The organism is Pseudoalteromonas sp. SR44-8 (assembly GCF_014163635.1).
GTDB lineage: Bacteria > Pseudomonadota > Gammaproteobacteria > Enterobacterales > Alteromonadaceae > Pseudoalteromonas > Pseudoalteromonas rhizosphaerae.
Genome location: NZ_JACJDS010000013.1, coordinates 14,510 through 33,563 on the forward strand (window position 1 = coordinate 14,510; position 19,054 = coordinate 33,563).

Consider the following 19,054-nt stretch of genomic DNA (forward strand, 5'->3'; position numbering starts at 1 on the left):
TTTTGAAACTAATTAAACACAAGGATTCTATTTTGCAATTTAAATCATTTTTAGTGAGCTTATCTATTTTAGCCGCAAGTGGATGCGGTGGCTCTTCTGGAGACAGTCAAGACACAAAGCCACCTGCTATTTCAGAGCAAACGTTTACGCTCAAAATAACAGCCAATGGTGTTGCCGCAGGACTTGAAGTGTCATGGATGGATAACAAAGCGAAGCTTACTGCAGACAAGGTTATTGAACTGAGCGCAACGTCAAAAACATTTGTACAACCAACCTTATTAGCTATACCAGAAAGTATCACGTGCGACACACAGCTGAGCAATACAACAACGTTGAATTATAGCCTTGCTGTTAAATGTGTATCTTCTCAGGCGAGTTTTGCACAAACAACCCCTTATTCATACCCTGTAACTATTCGTTATGGCGAGCAAAGTATTCAGTTAAAAGACTCTCCGGTCTCGGTTCCACCACTTACAATGATTGAGCCTGAAATTACAGCGCTTGGTGGGCCACAGATTTGCGAAGTTGATGACATCTCTAATCTTAAGTTTAAAGTAGCTTGTCGTCCTTATACTGTGGTGTATGAAAAACGTAAATTATATTTGGTGTTTAGTGAACAAGAAAAGCAATTATTGTTTGATAACCCCGACAAAGAGCTGTTAATTGAATCTGAATATTTATGGTTTGATGAGCAAGTTTGGTTTATTACTGAAGGCGCCTCTACGCAATACAAATTACACTCAGCCTCTTTTAATAACGGCCAATTAGGTAATTATAAAATCCATGATATTAACGCTTCAGGTCTAGCTATTTCAGGCGGTAAACTATTTGCGTTAACGTCTTTTCCTGATGGTGTTTATAGTTGGCAAAGTGGTAAATGGAAAGCAGTATCTAACCTAATCAACGATGGGGTTTTGCAAAGTGAATTTATTGCAAATAATCAAGACCTTTATCTAGCGCTTGAAGATAATAATGAGGTTTCATCAAAATCGTATATACAGATAATAAATGCTCAGATCCGAGGGAAAACTGTATTGAGTAATCAGATCACTACATTTAGTCATACACCTTTTTTTGAATATGATGACATCACATTTGGTCTAGGTTTTGGTACAGATGAGCAGTTGCTTATAAATTTAATCGACGTCATACCAAGTGCGCGCGATGACGCTGTGTTTTCATTGAATAATGTACGCAATGCTACTATTTGGCAAAATGGTAATAACCAGTTCTTATTTACAAACCAAGACAGTGGCATTGAACAGTTTAAATTTACACGAGAACAAGTAGAGACAAGTACTGCATTCGATTTAACCGCGTTAAGACAAATAACTCCTGATTGGATTGGCGGCGACTTAGATACTTTACTAGCGGGTGATTTTGTTGAGACAGCATCGATAAAATATGCCGTGCTTAAATATTTACGTAAGGCTGGTACAGAGCAGTCAGAATTGCAGTTGCAATCACGGTTAAATACCACTCAACCGATCAGAGTTTATAATGAAACATGGCGCACAATTGCGAGTTATGCACGAAGTAATACTAAAAAAATAACTCCTATTGTGAGTGAACAAGGCTATTTATTGGTTTATGTAGGTGATGCGTCATCTAATCAATCTACGGGGCAACTGTGGGCCCTATCAGCGGATAAAGAGTATTTGATCAAAGATGATGTGTCATGGGAAAGTTATTCAATGAAAGACTTTCATTTTGAGACTATTTCTGAAAAACACCTTGTGGTGTATAGCGAATTTGCCAACGAAGTCATTACAATAACGCTTGATTAACGCTATTTTATTAACCAACTGAGCTTTGGGTGAATTAGTTTGACCAAAGCTCAGTAAAGTTACTGATATTATAAAAGCATACCAGACACGAAAGCCATATAAGTAGACCAAGGCTTATTTATATTCAGTTTTATTTTATAGCTATGTAGCAAAGCAAGGCGGTAAAGCACGACTCAGAGGTAGAGTCGCGCATAAAAGTTATAGTTTTTCTATTAGTGCTTTAAGAGTTGGTCGTTGGCTCATATCTGCATTCATACATTGTTGAGCAAGTGTTCTTAGCTGTGTTGCATCGCTCGTAACTTCAGAACACACGCTCAGTAAATCATCAATTAAGCAGCCAATCGCTCTGACTTCAATACGCTGCATTTGTTGGCGCTGATAGTCGGTCAGAGAGTCTAAATTAGTTGCTGCGCCAAAGTCACCAAACAATACTGTGTATTCATCGTTTATCATGGTGTTGTGCGCATATACATCGCCATGACTTACGTTATTGATATGTAAGTGGGCAAGGGTGCTGACCATTTGCTTAGCAATGTGTTTAATGGCGTGAGCAGTGAACTGTGTATGCCCAAAAAAGGTATCGCGGGTGCAAGTATCAAGTGACGGCGGTAAGCCGAGGTTTTGATAGTCCTTGCTGATAAGCTCCATAACCAGACCAAGTTGCTCTGGGTTATCGATATAGGCGAGAACGTTTATTAGGTTTTTATGTTCGCCCGCTTGCAAGCAACAGTTTACTTCATCAAGTGGATAGCCATCACTGGTGATCGCGCCTTTAAACAGTTTTAACGCCACATTATTGTGCTGCCACTGTGCTAAGTGAATAATCCCAGACGCACCTTCACCAATTTTTTCAACAAGTGAAAACTCGTTTAGTTGTACGGCTGCTAATTGAACTTGTTGTAAACTTTGTGCTTTATTAAAGTCATTGCCTGCAAAAGCCAGCCAACTGAGTTTTGGTAATTCAAACAGCCAGTCATTAACATCAGTTAAGTTATTCGCAGATAAACGCACGAGTTCAAGCGCTTGGCACTGCTGCATGCTGTGTGGCAAAGTCGTTAGTCGATTACCAGCAAGGGCAAGTTTACGCAGTTGCGTAAGTTCACCAAAAGAGTCTGGCAATTGTTCAATATGGTTGTCAGTTAAAATTAACCATTGTGTCGAAAGCGGCAAACTATGCTCGGCAAATTCACTGATTTTATTGCCTTTAAATGCAATCATAATAAGGGAAGGGCATTTTGCCAATACAGCAGGAATATGCTGGAACTGATTGAATGATAAAAACACCCGCTTTAATTTAGTTAAACTAGCAAATTCGTCGGGCAAATCAGATAAGTTATTATTTGATAAATCGAGTACTTCGAGGGTATCTGCAAGGGTAAAAATTTCGTCTGGGAATGTGGTTAGCTCTTCAACTAGCTGTAAACGTTTAGTGCCAGCTAATTTACCACTACGAAGCTGTTCAACGGTATTCAAAATACAAATCCATTTATTTAGGGGTTTAACAATAAGAAAATAAAAAGGCCAATCAAGTTGGCCTTAGTCATAATTTTAGTCAATAAAATTAAAATTGTGCGTTGTGATACACGTTTTGTACGTCGTCACAATCTTCAAGCATCGCTAAAAAGCGTTCCATTACTTCTACGTCTTCGCCTGCAATTGGTGCTTCAACTTGCGGCACAAAAGAGATCAAATCTTCATCAAACTCAGTAACGCCCATTTCTTCAAGTGCGGTACGGGTGTTGTTGTACTCAGTATGCGGAGCAAAAACAGTGACTTTGCCGGCTTCAACTTCTACGTCAGTAACATCAACGTCAGCCATCATTAGTGCTTCAAGCACGGCTTCGTCATCATCGCCATCAAATACAAAAATAGCCAAATGATCAAATAGGTGAGATACCGAGTTTTGTGCACCAATTTTAGCGTTTGCTTTAGTAAAACATACACGTACATCAGCAAAGGTACGTTTGTTGTTGTCAGTTAAGCAATCAACAATGATCATGCAGTTACCAGGGCCATAGCCTTCGTAACGAGTTGCTGAGTAGTCTTCACCGCCGCCGCCTTTGGCTTTATCAATTGCGCGGTCAATTACGTGTGCTGGTACTTGATCTTTTTTAGCGCGTTCAATTAAACGACGTAGCGATAGGTTGCCATCGGGATCAATACCACCATTTTTTGCGCAAATATAAATTTCTTTACCGTACTTTGAGTAAACTTTAGTTTTAGCACCCGCAGTCTTAGCCATTGAATCTTTTTTGTTTTGGTAAGCTCTTCCCATCTGCGTTTCGCCTTAAATATGTTTTTAAAAGTATAAATTTTGTAGTGCCGTATTCTATACCCAACTCGCTTGGAAATACAGAATTCAGTGGGAATTAAAGTTGCTTTGAGTGAGCAAGCAGCACAAAAAATATAACCCGCAGTTGCGGGTTATATTTTCAATCGAAATGTATCGGGTTATTACCAAATACGTACGCGTTGATCTTCTGGTAAATACAAGGCATCACCAGGTTGTACATTGAATGCTTTGTACCAAGCATCGTGGTTACGTGGTGCTTGTGCTCTAAAGCGACCGGGTGCATGTGTGCCACCACGAAGCTGGTTTAACATGCTTTGCTCAGTGCGTTTTTCTTTCCATACTTGTGCCCAGGCGAGGAAGAACCGTTGATCGCCCGTAAGGCCGTCAATAATAGGCGCTTCTTTACCGTTTAGGCTGAGTTTGTAAGCGTGATAAGCCATTGCTAACCCACCCACGTCACCGATGTTTTCACCTAAGCTATTACGACCATTAACGAAGTTACCAGGGATTGGCTCGTATTGACTGTATTGTGCAGCAAGTTGGTCGGCTTTGGCATCAAATGCAGCACGATCGGCATCCGTCCACCAGTTACGTTGTACGCCGTTAGCATCTGATTTAGAGCCTTGATCGTCAAAACCATGGCCCATTTCATGACCAATCACGGCACCAATGCCACCATAGTTTACTGCCGGATCGGCATTAGGATCGAAAAATGGTGGTTGTAGAATTGCTGCAGGGAATACAATTTCGTTAAACGAACTGTTGTAGTATGCGTTAACACGTTGTGGTGTCATGCCCCAGCGGTTACGGTCGGTTTTTTGCAATTCTTTTGCAGCGCTTTCAGCTCGGAAAAACTCGCGGGTATTTTTGATGTTGCCCATCAAATCATTGCTACTTATGCTTAAACCATCAAATGATTGCCATACATCGGGATAGCCAATTTTAGGCACAAACGCAGCGAGTTTAGCGCGGGCATTTACTTTCGTTTCTGCGCCCATCCAGTCTAGGTTGTCAATACGTTCGCCCAGAGCCGTTCGCAGGTTTTCTACCAATGCTGACATTTGTTGTTTTGATGATTCAGGGAAGTAGCGTGCTACATACACTTTACCAATGGCAAAACCTAATGAATCAGTGCTCGACATTTGGCTGATAGCGCGTTTCCAGCGTGGGCGTGGCTCTTGCTGGCCATTTAGCTCTTTTCCGTAAAATGCGAAGTTAGTATTGAATACATCTTCAGACAGTAGCTCTGCATTAGAGCTTAGTGCGTGATAGGTTAAGTAATCTTTCCATACAGTAACATCTTCTTGATTGATCAATGCAATCATTGCTTTGATCGGCTCTGGTTGCGATACATTTAACTGTGGTACTTGGTATCCTGTTTGTTCAAAATACAGATCCCAATTAAAATCAGGGTAGCTAGAGCTCAGCTCGCTGCGTTCGATTTGATTTAGGGTAAGGTCGCGGTTACGACGTTTTTCTCGTGGCCAGTGGCCTTGTGCTATTTTGGTTTCAAGGGCTAAAATTGCCTCAGCACGTTCAGTTGTATTGTCAACACCTGCAAATTTAAGCATGTCGGCGATATGGGCTACATAAGCAGTACGAGTTTTAACAAAACGTTCAGAATCTTCAAGGTAGTAAGAACGATCTGGTAAACCTAAGCCGCCAGCGCCTAATGACATTTCATATTTATTTGGGTCTAAGCGGTTAAACCACATGCCACAACCAATAGGCGAGTTAACGCCCGTTAACCACGATTGGCCAAATAATTTGGTTAGATCATCGGTTGATGAAACGTTACTAATTTCCGTTAGTAGTGGTTTAATTGGCGACACACCAAGCTTATTAAGGGTATCGGTATCCATATACGCGTTATAGAAATCGGCAACTAACTTTTCTTCAGTATTTAAATCTTTACGGGCTGCGATCTCTTCAATAATTGCCTTAACACGCTCTTCGCTACGTTCTGCCAATCCTGCAAATGCACCGTAGCGAGTTTTATCGGCAGGCATAACGTAGTTGTCATACCATGTGCCACTGGCGTACATGAAAAAGTCATCACCTGGTTTTATGGCTTCATTGCGGGCTGTTAAATCTACCCCAAAGACACCTAATTCAGCTTTTGCTGTCTGGGTTTCGGTACTAGGCTGTTGCGCTTGTGTTGTTTTAGGCTCTGAACAGCCGGTCAGAAATGTGGCAGCAAGTGTTGCTGCAATAAGTGTTTTTTTCATTGGACTTCCCCTGAATGTAATTTAATTATTTTTATTGCACGTTTTCTAACTCAGATTGTTATTGATAACCTAAAAACAGACAAACTTTTGAGGTGAATTACTTCTCAGTTAGGTGAAACAACAAACTACGCGGCATACAGTGTGTATCCCGCGCCGAAGATGAGTCTCCATGTTTATGCTGTTTTTTGTTGAAGTTCCCACATGCGCGCATATTCACCATTGAATTTAAGTAACTCATCATGTTTGCCTTGCTCGATCAACTGGCCCTCTTTGAGCACAATAATCGTATCTGCATCTGTTATTGTTGATAAGCGATGGGCAATAACTAAACTGGTATGATTAGAGGCTAGTGCAGACATGGCTTTTAATATTGCTTGCTCGGAATGAGAGTCTAGCGCTGATGTTGCTTCGTCAAAAATGATAATAGGGGAGCGTTTTAAAATGGCTCGGGCTATGGCAATGCGTTGTTTTTCACCGCCTGAAACTTTTAAACCTCGTTCACCAACGAGGGTTTGATCACCTTTATCTAAACTATCAATAAAGCTGCGTAAATGCGCCATATTAATAGCATTATCAATGTCTTGTGCTGTAGCATCTGGACGGCCATAAGCAATGTTGTCGCGAATGCTGGTATTAAATAACACAGTATCTTGTGGCACAATGGCAATCGCTTGTCGCAAGCTGTTGAGTGTGACGCTAGTAAGTTGTTGACCATCAATATGTATTTCACCGCTGTCAATATCATAAAAGCGATACAGTAAACGGGCTAGGGTGCTTTTTCCTGCACCGCTGGCGCCCACCACCGCGACTTTGCTGCCTGCTTTAATAGAAAAACTAAGCTGCTTAATGATAGGTCTTGATGGATGGTAGCCAAAGTTAACGTTTTTAAATTCTATATCAGCGTGTTGTATATTGAGCTGTTGTGCATTTGCTTTATCTGAAATGAGTGGTTTACGGGTTAATAGTCCGAGCATATTTTCAAGGTCGGTTAAGGCGCGGCGAATTTCTCGATAAACAAAGCCTAAAAAATTGAGCGGTAAAAATAATTGGATCATATAGGCGTTGATCATTACCAACTCACCAATAGAGAGTGTGCCTTTAACCACTTCAATACTAGCAAGCCACATTAAAGCGGTGATCGCTGCTGCTATGATCAAGGCTTGACCTGAATTAAGGGCAAGCAACGATAAGCGGTTTTTAAGCCGGGCTTGCTCCCAACTAGCTAAAAAGCCATCATATGTTTGTGCTTCATGCTTTTCATTATTAAAATATTTAACGGTTTCATAATTAAGTAAGCTGTCAATAGCACGGCTGTTACTATTATTATCGGCTTGGTTTGCTTCGCGAATAAAGCGGTTGCGCCACTGTGTTACAACAACCGTGAAGGTAATATATAAAGCCACTGCAAGCAGGGTAACTACGGCAAACCACGGCGAAAATAAAGTTGCAAAAATAATCGCAACTACGGCTATTTCAAATAAAGTTGGCACAATATTGAACATTAAAAAGCGCATTAAGAAGCTTAAGCCACTGGTGCCACGCTCTATATCACGGCTAATGCCGCCAGTTTGCCTATCAAGATGAAACGACAACTCAAGGCTGTGTAGGTGATTAAATACTTTTAGGCCAATATGGCGCATAGCATGTTCAGTTACACGACCAAACAACGCATCACGTACTTCACCAAAAAACACACTCGCAAAACGTAGTCCGCCATACAGTAACAGTAAAGCTATGGGTACGATGACTATATTTTGTAAACTTGGATCAACACTGTCGATTATTTCTTTCAGCGCCCATGGCATCAATAAAGTGGCACCCTTTGCGGCGATCAATGCCAGTGTTGCAAGTGTTACACGGCCTTTAAAAGCAACCAAGTAAGGCCACAAGGTGACAATGCTTTGCTTTAAATTCATCGCATCATGATGTTTTATTGCTTCTTGTTTACCCATTCCGCGCATATTTTCTCTAACTCTATTAAGTCTGCATTAAACTTTTTCTAGTAGCCTAGAGTATAAACTTTAACAGTTTGTATCTAGGGCTATACTACTAACAGCACATAGTACAGTTTAGGCAGCTTAAGACAATGTTTTAGAGTGGTTAATTAAACTCAGTTTTTAACATAGAAGGGAAAGCAGATGAAAACTATCGGATACGCAGCACATCAAGCTAATACGCCATTAGAGCCATTTCATTTTGAAAGACGCGATTTGCGCGATGAAGATGTTGCGATTGAAATCTTATATTGCGGGGTGTGCCATTCAGATCTTCATACCGTAAATAATGATTGGGGTGGCACCAGTTACCCAATTTTACCAGGACATGAGATTGTAGGTCGTGTCACTGAGGTTGGCAGCAAAGTGACTAAATACAAAGTTGGCGATAATGTAGCAGTTGGTTGTATGGTTGATAGCTGCCTTGAGTGTGACCAATGCCACAAAGGCGAAGAGCAATTTTGTCGCGAAGGCATGGTCGGAACTTATTCAGGAAAAGATCGTATCACTGGTGAATCAACCAAAGGTGGTTACGCTAAACACATTGTAGTGCGCGAAGAGTTTGTTTTAAACGTTCCAGAATCACTTGATCTTGCTAAGTGTGCGCCAATTTTATGCGCGGGTATTACCACTTATTCGCCGCTACGTACTTTTAATGTCGGGCCTGGTAGCCGAGTTGGCGTTATTGGCTTAGGTGGGTTAGGCCATATGGCAATTAAAATCGCTGCGGCAATGGGTGCCCATGTGACAGCTATTAGTCGATCAGATGATAAAAAACAGCAAGCGTTGGAATATGGCGCTGAAGGTTTACTGGTATCTAAAGACGAACAAGCCATGAAAGCATACGCTAATCAGTTTGATGTGATCATTAATACTATTCCAGTTAAGCATGACTTTACCCCTTATATGCCCCTATTAGATATTGATGGTACTCAAGTATTAGTCGGACAAGTGGGTGAGATGGCTGAATCAAACTCGGTGCCATTATTATTGGGGCGTCGCCGCGTGGCTGGCTCTTTGATTGGTGGTATTGCACAAACTCAAGAAATTCTTAATTTCTGTGCGCTGCATAATATTTTACCGGAAGTAGAGATGATCAATATGGCAGACATTAATCAGGCTTTTGAACGCTTAAAAGAAGGTGACTTGTCTCATCGTTATGTCATTGACATGTCCTCACTTGAAGTCGCTTAATTATCGACTGTGATTTTTGGCCGTAAGTAGTTTTACTTGCGGTTTTTTTTGTTCAATTGCAAATTAGCTATTGAAATAGGGCAATTACTCCCCATTTATAATACCAGCTTACTATTTAGATAATAAAATGATCCGTTTTCGCTTAGTCCTTACTGTATTTCTGCTGTTTACTGCACTTTTTAGTGTGCAGGCTAATGCTGTGAGCAACGCTGAGGCTAATGTGAGCCAGCCTACCGCTTTTTTTCAGTCGGCGATGTTATCTGATTTGAGTGCTTTAGAGGTTAAGGTATTTGATACTTCAGTATCAGATATCACCCCTTTTACCAAGAAGGTACCAATTGCGGCGGCTGATCAACAAACAGAAGGCGCGGGGTTTGAGTCTTTACAGCCACGCTTTTCAGCGAGTAATTCATCGCTATTTCTGTATCAAAGCCAAGTTGAGCCAAGTTATGTGGCAATATTTGAGTTTTTTGTACCTAGCCTTGCGCGCCAACTTTACTTACAACCCCTTGAACCGCCAATAACATTACCTTGGTTTGTAGCCTACGAAGGTAAAAAATCACGGATTAGTGGTTGGAAAGACGCCAACTTACAATACCGTGCAGTACTTACTTACTACAGTTAACTCTTCCTACTAATTTTTTCGATGTTTTAGTCATTCAACTAAAGCAAATAAATTACTGCGCCTATGAGGCGAGAAACCGATGCTTGCATTGGTTTAAAGGAAGCAATATGTTAAAAAATTCATCAAAAAAACCGCTGCTACAGCGTTTTAAAATAAGCTATATGGCGATGTTTTTGGCGCTGGTATTATTAGCGATCAGTGCCTTACCAAATTTATATCCAGCAAAATCGTGGCTGCATCTGAGTACAACGCAGAGCCAGCAACATCCACAGCAGTTACTAGCGAATACTCCTTCGCAAAAGTCTGTTATTGATTTTTTAAATCAACATGGGTTTCTGGTTGAGCAATCAATTCAAGTGGCGCAAAACAGCCTTTCATTAAATGTGTTACTACAAGAGCCAACCAAAAGTGCCGCAGCGCAACAAGCGTTAAAAAGTGAATTTAAGCAGTTGAATGCAAAAATAGTCACGCATCAAACAAGTCCCGATTGGTTACAAAGCTTAGGATTAGCACCTATAAAATTAGGTCTTGATCTTAATGGTGGTGTGTTATTTGTATTAGATGTTGATTTAGTGAAAGCGCAACAAGAGCAACTTGATAGTGCGTATGAACAAACTAAAACAATTATTCGTGATGAAAAAGCCAGAGGTGTTCGTGTACAAAAAAATGCCCATGGTTTTGAATTACACGCGTTGCCTGCTGCTAAAAGTGACTTAGCCGCAGTACAGGCGAATGTTCTAAAGCGTTTTGAGCGTTTAATGGCAACTGCGCATTCACAGGGTAATCTAACAACGGTTGCATTTAGTTTTAGTGAACAAGGTAGTAATGCGTTTGATAAAGAAGTAATGAGTCAAACCTTAACCACTTTAAGAGGCCGTATTGAAGAATTAGGCATTACTGAAGCAGTTACCCAGCGCCAAGGTAAACAACGTATTCGTATTGAGTTACCCGGTGTACAAGATCCAAGTGAAGCAAAACGTATTATAGGTGCAACAGCGTCGCTTGATTTTTATCAGCTTAAAGAAATCGGCGGAAAAACCTTTAACCTGCAAAATGGTGGCTCGATCAATTTAGACCCAATTGCTATTTTTTCGGGACAACACATCAATAATGCCCATGCAGGGCGCGATGAATGGGGCAAGCCGCTAGTGCAACTTAGCCTTGATAGCCAAGGTGGCGAGGCGATGTCGGCATTTTCCAAACGTAATATCGGTAAACCAATGGCAACGGTGTATTCTGAATATTATAAAAATGTCAAAGGTGAAGTAGTTAAAAAAAGTGAAGTGATTAATGTTGCCAATATAGCTCAACATTTGAGTAGCCAATTTAGTATTACTAATATGCAAAGCCCACAAGCGGCGCAGGATTTAGCATTGCTATTACGTGCAGGTTCATTAACTGCGCCGGTGACAATCGTACAAGAACAAACCATTGGGCCAAGCTTGGGCGCAGATAACATACATAATGGGCTCGCGGCCTTAATGTTGGGAATGGGTATTACATTAGCCTTTATGGCGCTGTGGTATCGCCGTTTAGGGCTGGTGGCAAATATTGCCTTATTATTGAATTTAACAGCTTTAGTAGGATTAATGTCACTGCTGCCTGGTGTGGTGCTAACTTTACCGGGCATAGCCGGGCTGGTACTGACAATCGGTATGGCTGTTGATACTAATGTTATTATTTTTGAGCGGATCAAAGAAGAGCGCCGTAAAGGCCGAGCACCATATCAAGCGATAGAGCAGGGCTACCAACAAGCATTTGCGACAATTTTTGATGCTAATATTACCACTATGATCACGGCAATTATTTTATATGGTATTGGCTATGGGCCAATCAAAGGCTTTGCAATTACGCTGGCGTTAGGGCTAATAACTAGCGTATTTACCGGGGTGTATGTTTCTAAGGCGTTGAGTCAGACTTTGTATTTAAAATTGGCAAATAAGCGAGGAGCTCGCGCATGAGCAATTCAAATGAAAAAATGAGCACCACAACCCGCTTACGTTTATCGGGGTTGGTTTTATCTATCCTACTAGTGCTGCTCTCTGTAATAGGGGTTGCTACAAAAGGATTGAATTTCGGCCTTGATTTTACTGGTGGCTATTTAACTGAGTTTACCACTGCAGTGCCAATTAGTGAGGCTGAGCTGGCGAAAAAAATTAGTTATTATCACCATGATGACTTTACCTTAAGCGCTCAATCTAGCCAGCACTTTCAGTTAAGAGAGGCAGAGCAAGCCAGTACATCGCCTTGGTTAGCAACGCTTACGCAAGATGAGACATTGGGTGCTGAAGTGTTGTCATCTTCTTACTTAGGCTCTCAAGTTGGCGATGAATTATTTGAACAAGGCTGTTTGGCATTATTTGCGGCAATGGTTGCCGTGATGGTTTATTTAGCGCTACGCTTTGAGTGGCGTTTAGCGTTGGGATCGGTTGTGGCTTTAATGCATGACGTGGTGGTGGTAGTTGGTTTATTTGCATGGTTACAGCTTGATTTTAACTTAACCGTGTTAGCGAGTTTACTGGCAATCATTGGTTATTCATTAAATGATTCAATTATTGTCGGGGACAGGGTACGCGAGCTACTGCGCTTAGATTCCACAACACAACAAGCTAGCGTGAATACGGTGATCAATGAATCAATTAAGAGCACTTTGACCCGTACTTTAATCACCTCAGGCACTACTCTTGCAACAGTGGCGAGTGTGTGGTTATTGGCTGGTGCGCCGTTACAGGGATTTTCTATCGCACTATTTGTAGGAATTGTTGTGGGAACATTATCGTCAATTTGTATTGCTGCAACGTTACCACAGTTACTTGGTTTAAGGCATGAAAACTATCAAGTTAAGGTCGATGAGCAAAGCCAAGCGTTGATGGATATGCCGTAACTGACTTTATCAACGAAAAACAAAAATGCCGCGATATACGCGGCATTGTTATTCTTTAAGTTAATTTGTTAACTTAAATTAATTGTCACAACATCAGCTGTTTCATCATCGTTAAGTACAGGTTGTTTTGGTATGTCTGGTTTATCAAGCGCAATATCGCCGCCATCAATTACTTCACCGGTTTTTAAGTTGGTGAAATCAAATAACTCATTATCTGCTAGATGCGAAGGCACAACATTTTGCATTGCAGTAAAAATACTCTCAATACGACCAGGGTGCTCAATATCCCACTGTGCAAGCATTGCTTTGGTATGTTTGCGTTGCAGATTTTCTTGTGAGCCACACAGATTACATGGAATAATAGGGTATGCTTGGCTGATAGCATATTGTTCAATATCTGTTTCTTTACAGTAGGCTAATGGACGAATTACCATGTGCTCGCCGTTATCGCTCATTAATTTAGCTGGCATGCTTTTCAGTTTGCCACCATAAAACATATTTAAGAATAGGGTTTCGATCATATCGTCGCGATGATGACCTAAGGCGATTTTAGTGGCCCCCATTTCATTTGCGGTACGATATAAAATACCGCGACGTAAGCGTGAGCATAGCGAACAGGTTGTTTTACCTTCAGGAATAATATCAGTCACTATACTGTAGGTGTCTTCTTCAACAATTTTGTATTCAATATTCTGAGTGTCTAAATATGCTGGCAATACATGTTCAGGAAAGCCTGGTTGCTTTTGATCAAGGTTAACAACAAACAAATCAAATTTAATAGGTGCAACACGCTGTAAATGCTGCAGCATGTCAAGTAGAGTATAACTGTCTTTTCCACCAGAGAGGCACACCATGATACGGTCGCCTTCTTCAATCATATTGAAGTCCATCACCGCTTGACCGGTTTGACGACGTAAGCGTTTTTGTAACTTAGATAAGCTATGTTGAGCTTTGGCTTGAACAGAATGCGACATTACGCCCCCTTTAGAACTATGGGTAAAATAAAGGGGCGTATTATATGCCTAAAGTTTCAATCAACAAAATTTATTTAATCTTTTGCCAGCGGGCTCACATAGCCGTCGGGTTTTAAGGCTAATACGTCACAATCAAGGCTGTCAATGACATGCTCTGCGGTGTTACCTACTAAGGCTGCACTTAATCCAGTGCGGCCAACCGTACCAATCACCACTAATTCACTATTAAGGCGCTTTGCTACATCAGGGATCACGTCCTCTGGTAAACCTTCTTCTATGACACAGTTTTGCTGGGCGATTTGATGACTAGCTGCTAACTCATGGGTCGATTCTATATGGTGTTTTTTTACCGATTCGTTATAAATACTGGGGTTAAACTCAGGGATTTCAATTGCAATGTTTACCGGTGTCGCAGGATAGGCGTTAACGATACTAAGGCTTGCGTTAGCCAGTTCACATAAAAACTGCGCATCTTGAATAATACGATGGTTTAAATCAAGGTGCTGTTGGTTTTCACTTACAGCGTTAACAGCAGCTAAAATATTACCCTGCGAAGGCCAAGCGTGCTCTTTTACCAATAATACCGGGGCTGGGCATTTACGAATTAAATGCCAATCGGTTGGAGTAAAAATTACTGACTTAAGTGTATCGTGCTGGTGAGTTCCTTTTACAACCAAATCAAACTGTTGGTCTATTACCGTATCGATGATCGCTTCATAAGTGCGATTATGCCAAACCACTTGGCTGTTAATATCGACGTCTGGGTAGTGTTGCAAAATTTCATCCAGCCATAACTGACGGTCTTTAACGACGGCATTGCGCATTGCCTCGCGCTCATCGCCAGAGAGCATGGTCGTCATCTCATAGGAAAAATCATAAATGCTCATAAAAGCGGTGATACTGGCACCGGACTTTTTGGCTAATTCGATAGAGCGAGATAAACCATGCTGAGACTCAGCGGTTGGATCAATAATGGCGAGTATTTGTTTGATGGTGTTCATAAGCTGCTCCTTTAACTACTTTATAGCTAGAGTGTAACGTATAACGTGAGTAGTTAAAGTAACAGCTAACAACTAGTTGCGCTAGATCAAGTTTATTTTGGGTGGATTGCTGCAGCTGCGGATAACCCATCACTATCTAGAATAGTGATAAACTTACCTTCCACTTTTATTAAAGCAGCTTTTTGAAAACGACTCAGTAAACGACTAATCGTTTCAACGGTTAAACCAAGGTAATTACCAATTTCACCACGGGTCATGGTAAAGCGAAACTCTTTACGAGAAAACCCGCGTTCGCCAAAGCGATTTGACAAGTTGTAGATAAAACTAGCTAAGCGCTCTTCGGCTGATTTTTTATTCAGTGACAAAAACATTTCTTGGTCGTAGTTAATTTCACTGCTCATCAGGCGCATAATCTGCTGGCGTAGTTTTGGTAATTTACCCGCTAGATCATCAAGTGTTTCAAATGGAATTTCGCATACCATTGAGGTTTCGAGCGCTTGAGAAAAGCTTTGGTGTGCCATTTTATTTATTGCATCAAAGCCGATTAAATCTCCTGCGAGGTGAAAGCCAGTAATTTGCTCGTCACCTTGCTCTGAAAGGGTGTAGGACTTAAATGAACCAGAACGAACAGCAAAAATAGCGTTCAGTGGCGCTCCTGATTCAAAAAGAAAATCCCCTTTGTGTAATGGTTTTTTACGCTCAATGATTTCATCAAGTTTATCCATTTCTTGCCCATTGAGGGTAAAAGGCAAGCACAGTTGACTTATGCTGCAGTCATTGCAGCTGATTGTGCAATTATTTTTGGCTTTGTTTTGATATAAATCCATTAGTTCAGTCCATTAAATGTTGTCACATTAATTTGTTAAGATTAATGCAGCAGCTTGTCAGTTGCAATGATAAGTAAATAAATCCCGTACCAAATAAGTACACTGCCCAGTGCTATTCGTGCCCATGGGTGATTTAATACTTTATGTAATACTTGTGCGCCCATGCCGATACTTAACATCGCGGGAAACGTACCAAGCGCGAAAAATAGCATGACTAGAGCGCCATCAAGGGCTGTGTTGCTGGTCATCGCCCAGGTTAGCGCTGAATAAACTAAACCACAGGGTAACCAACCCCATAATGCGCCATAAGCCATTGCTTTAGGTAATGAGTTGATTGGCATTATAAAACGATTTAGTTTTACCAAGTGCTGCCACACCAAGGTTTTCCCTAGCGATTCCAGCCATTGTAAGCTTGCGCCTAACCGCATGATATACAAGCCAACCAAAATCATAAACAGGCCACTTAAAAACGCTAAAATTAACGCGAACCAATGACTTTGGGTGGCAAAATGGCTGCTGATCCCAGCAACGAGCGCCCCTGCGAGCATATAACTGCCGGCACGACCGATGTTATACGCAATGGAGTACTGCAATGGTCGGGTTTTATCTGTGGCTAATTGTAAGGAGCTGGCAATACCACCACACATTGCTATGCAATGTCCGCTGCCAATAAGGCCCATGATAAAAGCGCTGACAAATAAGGGGTCAATCATTACTTTTTTTGTGCTGCTCTTTATCATCTTCAAACAAAATGCTATGGCCTTGTTTGTTTAAATCTGAAAATTGTTCACCGCGAACGGCCCAAAAAAACACTCCAATCGCGATCAGTACAAATAAAATAGCAATTGGAACTAGAATATAAATTATACTCATAATTTTAATAACCTTAGTGAGTTACTGATCACAATGATGGAACTGGCAGACATCCCAATCACAGCCATCCAAGGTGCAACTAGGCCTAATGCCGCAAGCGGTAAGATTGAACCATTATAGAGCAATGAAAGCGCTAAATTTTGCTTTATTATTCGGCGTGTTTTTTTCGATACCGTCAATAAATGCTCTATAGCGGCTAAATCACTATTGAGTAATACCACATCGGCGGTGTTTTTGGAAATATCAGCGCCGGTTTCCATTGCGATAGATAAATGCGCGCTATTAAACACTGGACTGTCGTTGACACCATCTCCTACCATGGCAACAATTTCACCTTGGCTTGACCACAGCTTCACTTCGCTTTGTTTATCCTCTGGTAGACAGCCTACTTTAAAGCTATCAAGTTTGAGCTTCTTAGCAATTTGTTGCCCTGCATTTGAGGCGTCCCCAGTTAGCATGTGGCAGGTTAAGCCTTGCTGTTGTAAAGAGGTAATTAAGTTTGCCGCATTACTTTTTACTTCATCTACAAAGTAAAAATTAGCAACCGGTTGTTGATCAATGTAGAACGTTGCTTGAGCATTACTTTTTTTACTGTTGAACCAACCACTTTTACCAATTGCATAGTTATGATTGTCATCTTCACCGGTGATGCCACAGCCAGGATGAATTTTAATATTCGTTAAGTCGCGCTGTGTGGGTGTGAACTCATTAAATGCAGTCGCAATAGGGTGTTCGGAGTAACTTTCAAGTTGTGCTGCAAGAGCCAAAATCTGTTTTTTAGATAAAGAATTTGCTAATAAGTCCACAGCATCTAGGCTAAAACGCCCCTGTGTTAACGTGCCTGTTTTATCAAAAGCAACGCGCGTTAATTGTGGTAGTGTTTCTAGCACATGAGACTGCTTAATGAGTATTCCTTTGCGGGTTAAGGTAGCCACCGCGCAGGTTAAGGCGGTTGGAATTGCTAAACTTAGCGCACATGGGCAAGTTGCAACAAGGACCGCAATGGTGATCCAAAAGGCATGTTCAGGGTCAACTTGATACCAGCCGATGGCGGTAAGTGAGGCAAATACCAGCAAGCAGGCAACAAACCACTGTGCCACTTTGTCGGTGATTTCCACCAGTTTAGGACGGGTGGCAAGCGCACTGTGCTGCAATTTAATTATTTGGTTTAAAAGAGTATTTTGACCAATTTTATTGATAAGGATTTCAATTACACCATCATGATTCACGGTACCGGCAAAAACTTGATGATCAATGTACTTACTAACTGGTAAATGCTCACCTGTCATCATTGCTTCATCAACGGTGGTGCTGCCAGAGCAAATAACACCATCTGCAGGAATTGTTTCTCCGGCTTTAATTAAGACTCGGTCACCGAGTTTTAATTTTTTAGCTGCAATAATATGTTCGTGGCCGTTTTCATCCAAAGTACGGGCTGTAAGTGGTAATAACTTTTGTAAGTTAGCAGTAAACTCACTGGCTTTCAGTCGAGCCCTAAACTCTAAATATTTACCTAGCAATAATAAGAAGGTGAACATACAAATTGATTCAAAATACACTTCGCCCACGGCCATCACTGTGGCGTAACTACTTGCGCCATATGCGCCAAAAATAGCCAGGGATACAGGAAGATCCATGTTTAACTGCTTGGCTTTTAAGCCATTAATTGCATTGGTTAAAAAGGGCATAGCACTGTATAAAATAACCGGTGAAGCGAGTATTAAGCTGATCCATCGAAAATACTGTTCAAAGCTTTCTTCCATGCCAGAAAACATGCCAAAGTACATGGCGAAAGCAAACATCATCACTTGCATTGTCATTAAGCCTGCTACGCCGAGCCTGCGAATGTACGATTTGGCAACTAGCTGCTTTTGACTTGCTTCAATATCGACTTGAAACGGGTAGGCCTTGTAGCCAATTTCTAATAACGATTTGATAATGTCGCTTAGTGGTGTCTGATCTTTATGCCATTGGATCATCGCACGGTTTGTTGATGTATTTACGTCAACGCGTTTGATTGCGGGTATATTTAACAGCTGCCTTTCAATCAACCATGCACAGGCGGCACAAGTGATCCCTTCAACGGTCAATAACACTTCACTGATGTCGTTGGTTTGAGAAATAAACTCGTCTTGAATATCTGGATTATCGTAACTGCTAATAAATGCTAATTGCTCTGGTACTAGCTGTTCGACTTTACCAGCGCGTACGGTTCTGAATTTATAATAATCTGTCATACCTTGAGCAACAATTGTCTCGGCAACGGTTTGACAGCCAATGCAACACATCGGTTGTGCGCTTGCGTCTATAACAACAGTCGCGCTAAAACCAGATGGTACACTTTCAAGGCAATGAAAGCAGTTATTAGACATGA

At 41.3% G+C, this 19,054-nt stretch carries 15 protein-coding genes; 5 read left to right on the forward strand and 10 right to left on the reverse strand.

What is annotated here, in order from left to right; translation table 11 throughout:
• Nucleotides 1-32 precede the first annotated feature (32 nt).
• Nucleotides 33-1,787, forward strand: coding sequence for a hypothetical protein (locus tag H5183_RS08155; protein WP_182731409.1), 1,755 nt, complete (start codon nt 33-35; stop codon nt 1,785-1,787).
• A gap of 198 nt (nt 1,788-1,985) precedes the next feature.
• On the opposite strand, the gene H5183_RS08160 is transcribed toward H5183_RS08155, so the two are convergent.
• From H5183_RS08160 to H5183_RS08175, 4 genes are all read right to left on the reverse strand, one after another.
• A complete protein-coding gene (locus H5183_RS08160; protein WP_182731410.1) occupies nt 1,986-3,260 on the reverse strand; it encodes a leucine-rich repeat-containing protein kinase family protein in 1,275 nt (424 codons plus the stop codon).
• A gap of 88 nt (nt 3,261-3,348) precedes the next feature.
• The gene (locus H5183_RS08165) at nt 3,349-4,062 is read right to left on the reverse strand and encodes a YebC/PmpR family DNA-binding transcriptional regulator (protein WP_145233481.1); all 714 of its coding nucleotides are present in this window, start codon (nt 4,060-4,062) and stop codon (nt 3,349-3,351) included.
• 179 nt (nt 4,063-4,241) lie between these two features.
• On the reverse strand, nt 4,242-6,308 hold the full coding sequence (locus H5183_RS08170; protein WP_182731411.1) for a M13 family metallopeptidase: 2,067 nt from the start codon (nt 6,306-6,308) through the stop codon (nt 4,242-4,244).
• A 173-nt stretch (nt 6,309-6,481) separates the two neighbouring features.
• Complete coding sequence (locus H5183_RS08175) at nt 6,482-8,224, reverse strand: ABC transporter ATP-binding protein/permease (RefSeq protein ID WP_145234073.1); 1,743 nt, start codon at nt 8,222-8,224, stop codon at nt 6,482-6,484.
• Between the two features lie 222 nt (nt 8,225-8,446).
• On the opposite strand from H5183_RS08175, the gene H5183_RS08180 reads away from it, so the two are divergent.
• The 4 genes from H5183_RS08180 (at nt 8,447) to secF (ending at nt 13,005) form a co-directional block, all read left to right on the forward strand.
• Nucleotides 8,447-9,496: an NAD(P)-dependent alcohol dehydrogenase gene (locus tag H5183_RS08180; protein WP_145233486.1), complete on the forward strand. Its 1,050-nt coding sequence runs from the start codon at nt 8,447-8,449 to the stop codon at nt 9,494-9,496.
• Nucleotides 9,497-9,623: 127 nt separating this feature from the next.
• Entirely contained in the window at nt 9,624-10,121 is a 498-nt protein-coding gene (locus H5183_RS08185; protein WP_182731412.1) for a hypothetical protein, read from the forward strand.
• Nucleotides 10,122-10,228: 107 nt separating this feature from the next.
• On the forward strand, nt 10,229-12,082 hold the full coding sequence (gene secD, locus H5183_RS08190; RefSeq protein WP_182731413.1) for a protein translocase subunit SecD: 1,854 nt from the start codon (nt 10,229-10,231) through the stop codon (nt 12,080-12,082).
• A complete protein-coding gene (gene secF, locus H5183_RS08195) occupies nt 12,079-13,005 on the forward strand; it encodes a protein translocase subunit SecF (RefSeq protein WP_145233492.1) in 927 nt (308 codons plus the stop codon). The genes secD and secF overlap by 4 nt, the downstream gene beginning before the upstream one ends.
• Before the next feature lie 68 nt (nt 13,006-13,073).
• On the opposite strand, the gene ttcA is transcribed toward secF, so the two are convergent.
• The 6 genes from ttcA to H5183_RS08225 all read right to left on the reverse strand — a co-directional run bounded on the left by ttcA (nt 13,074) and on the right by H5183_RS08225 (nt 19,052).
• A complete protein-coding gene (gene ttcA, locus H5183_RS08200) occupies nt 13,074-13,979 on the reverse strand; it encodes a tRNA 2-thiocytidine(32) synthetase TtcA (protein WP_145233494.1) in 906 nt (301 codons plus the stop codon).
• 74 nt (nt 13,980-14,053) lie between these two features.
• The gene (gene uspE / locus H5183_RS08205; protein ID WP_182731414.1) at nt 14,054-14,980 is read right to left on the reverse strand and encodes a universal stress protein UspE; all 927 of its coding nucleotides are present in this window, start codon (nt 14,978-14,980) and stop codon (nt 14,054-14,056) included.
• A gap of 92 nt (nt 14,981-15,072) precedes the next feature.
• Nucleotides 15,073-15,807: an FNR family transcription factor gene (locus H5183_RS08210; protein ID WP_145233499.1), complete on the reverse strand. Its 735-nt coding sequence runs from the start codon at nt 15,805-15,807 to the stop codon at nt 15,073-15,075.
• A gap of 41 nt (nt 15,808-15,848) precedes the next feature.
• Nucleotides 15,849-16,520, reverse strand: coding sequence for a sulfite exporter TauE/SafE family protein (locus tag H5183_RS08215; protein ID WP_182731415.1), 672 nt, complete (start codon nt 16,518-16,520; stop codon nt 15,849-15,851).
• Nucleotides 16,513-16,680 (reverse strand): cbb3-type cytochrome oxidase assembly protein CcoS, encoded by a 168-nt coding sequence (ccoS, locus tag H5183_RS08220; RefSeq protein WP_145233504.1) that lies wholly within the window; start codon nt 16,678-16,680, stop codon nt 16,513-16,515. Before ccoS ends, H5183_RS08215 begins: the two co-directional genes overlap by 8 nt.
• Nucleotides 16,677-19,052 (reverse strand): heavy metal translocating P-type ATPase, encoded by a 2,376-nt coding sequence (locus H5183_RS08225; protein WP_182731416.1) that lies wholly within the window; start codon nt 19,050-19,052, stop codon nt 16,677-16,679. Before H5183_RS08225 ends, ccoS begins: the two co-directional genes overlap by 4 nt.
• Between the last annotated feature and the right edge of the window lie 2 nt (nt 19,053-19,054).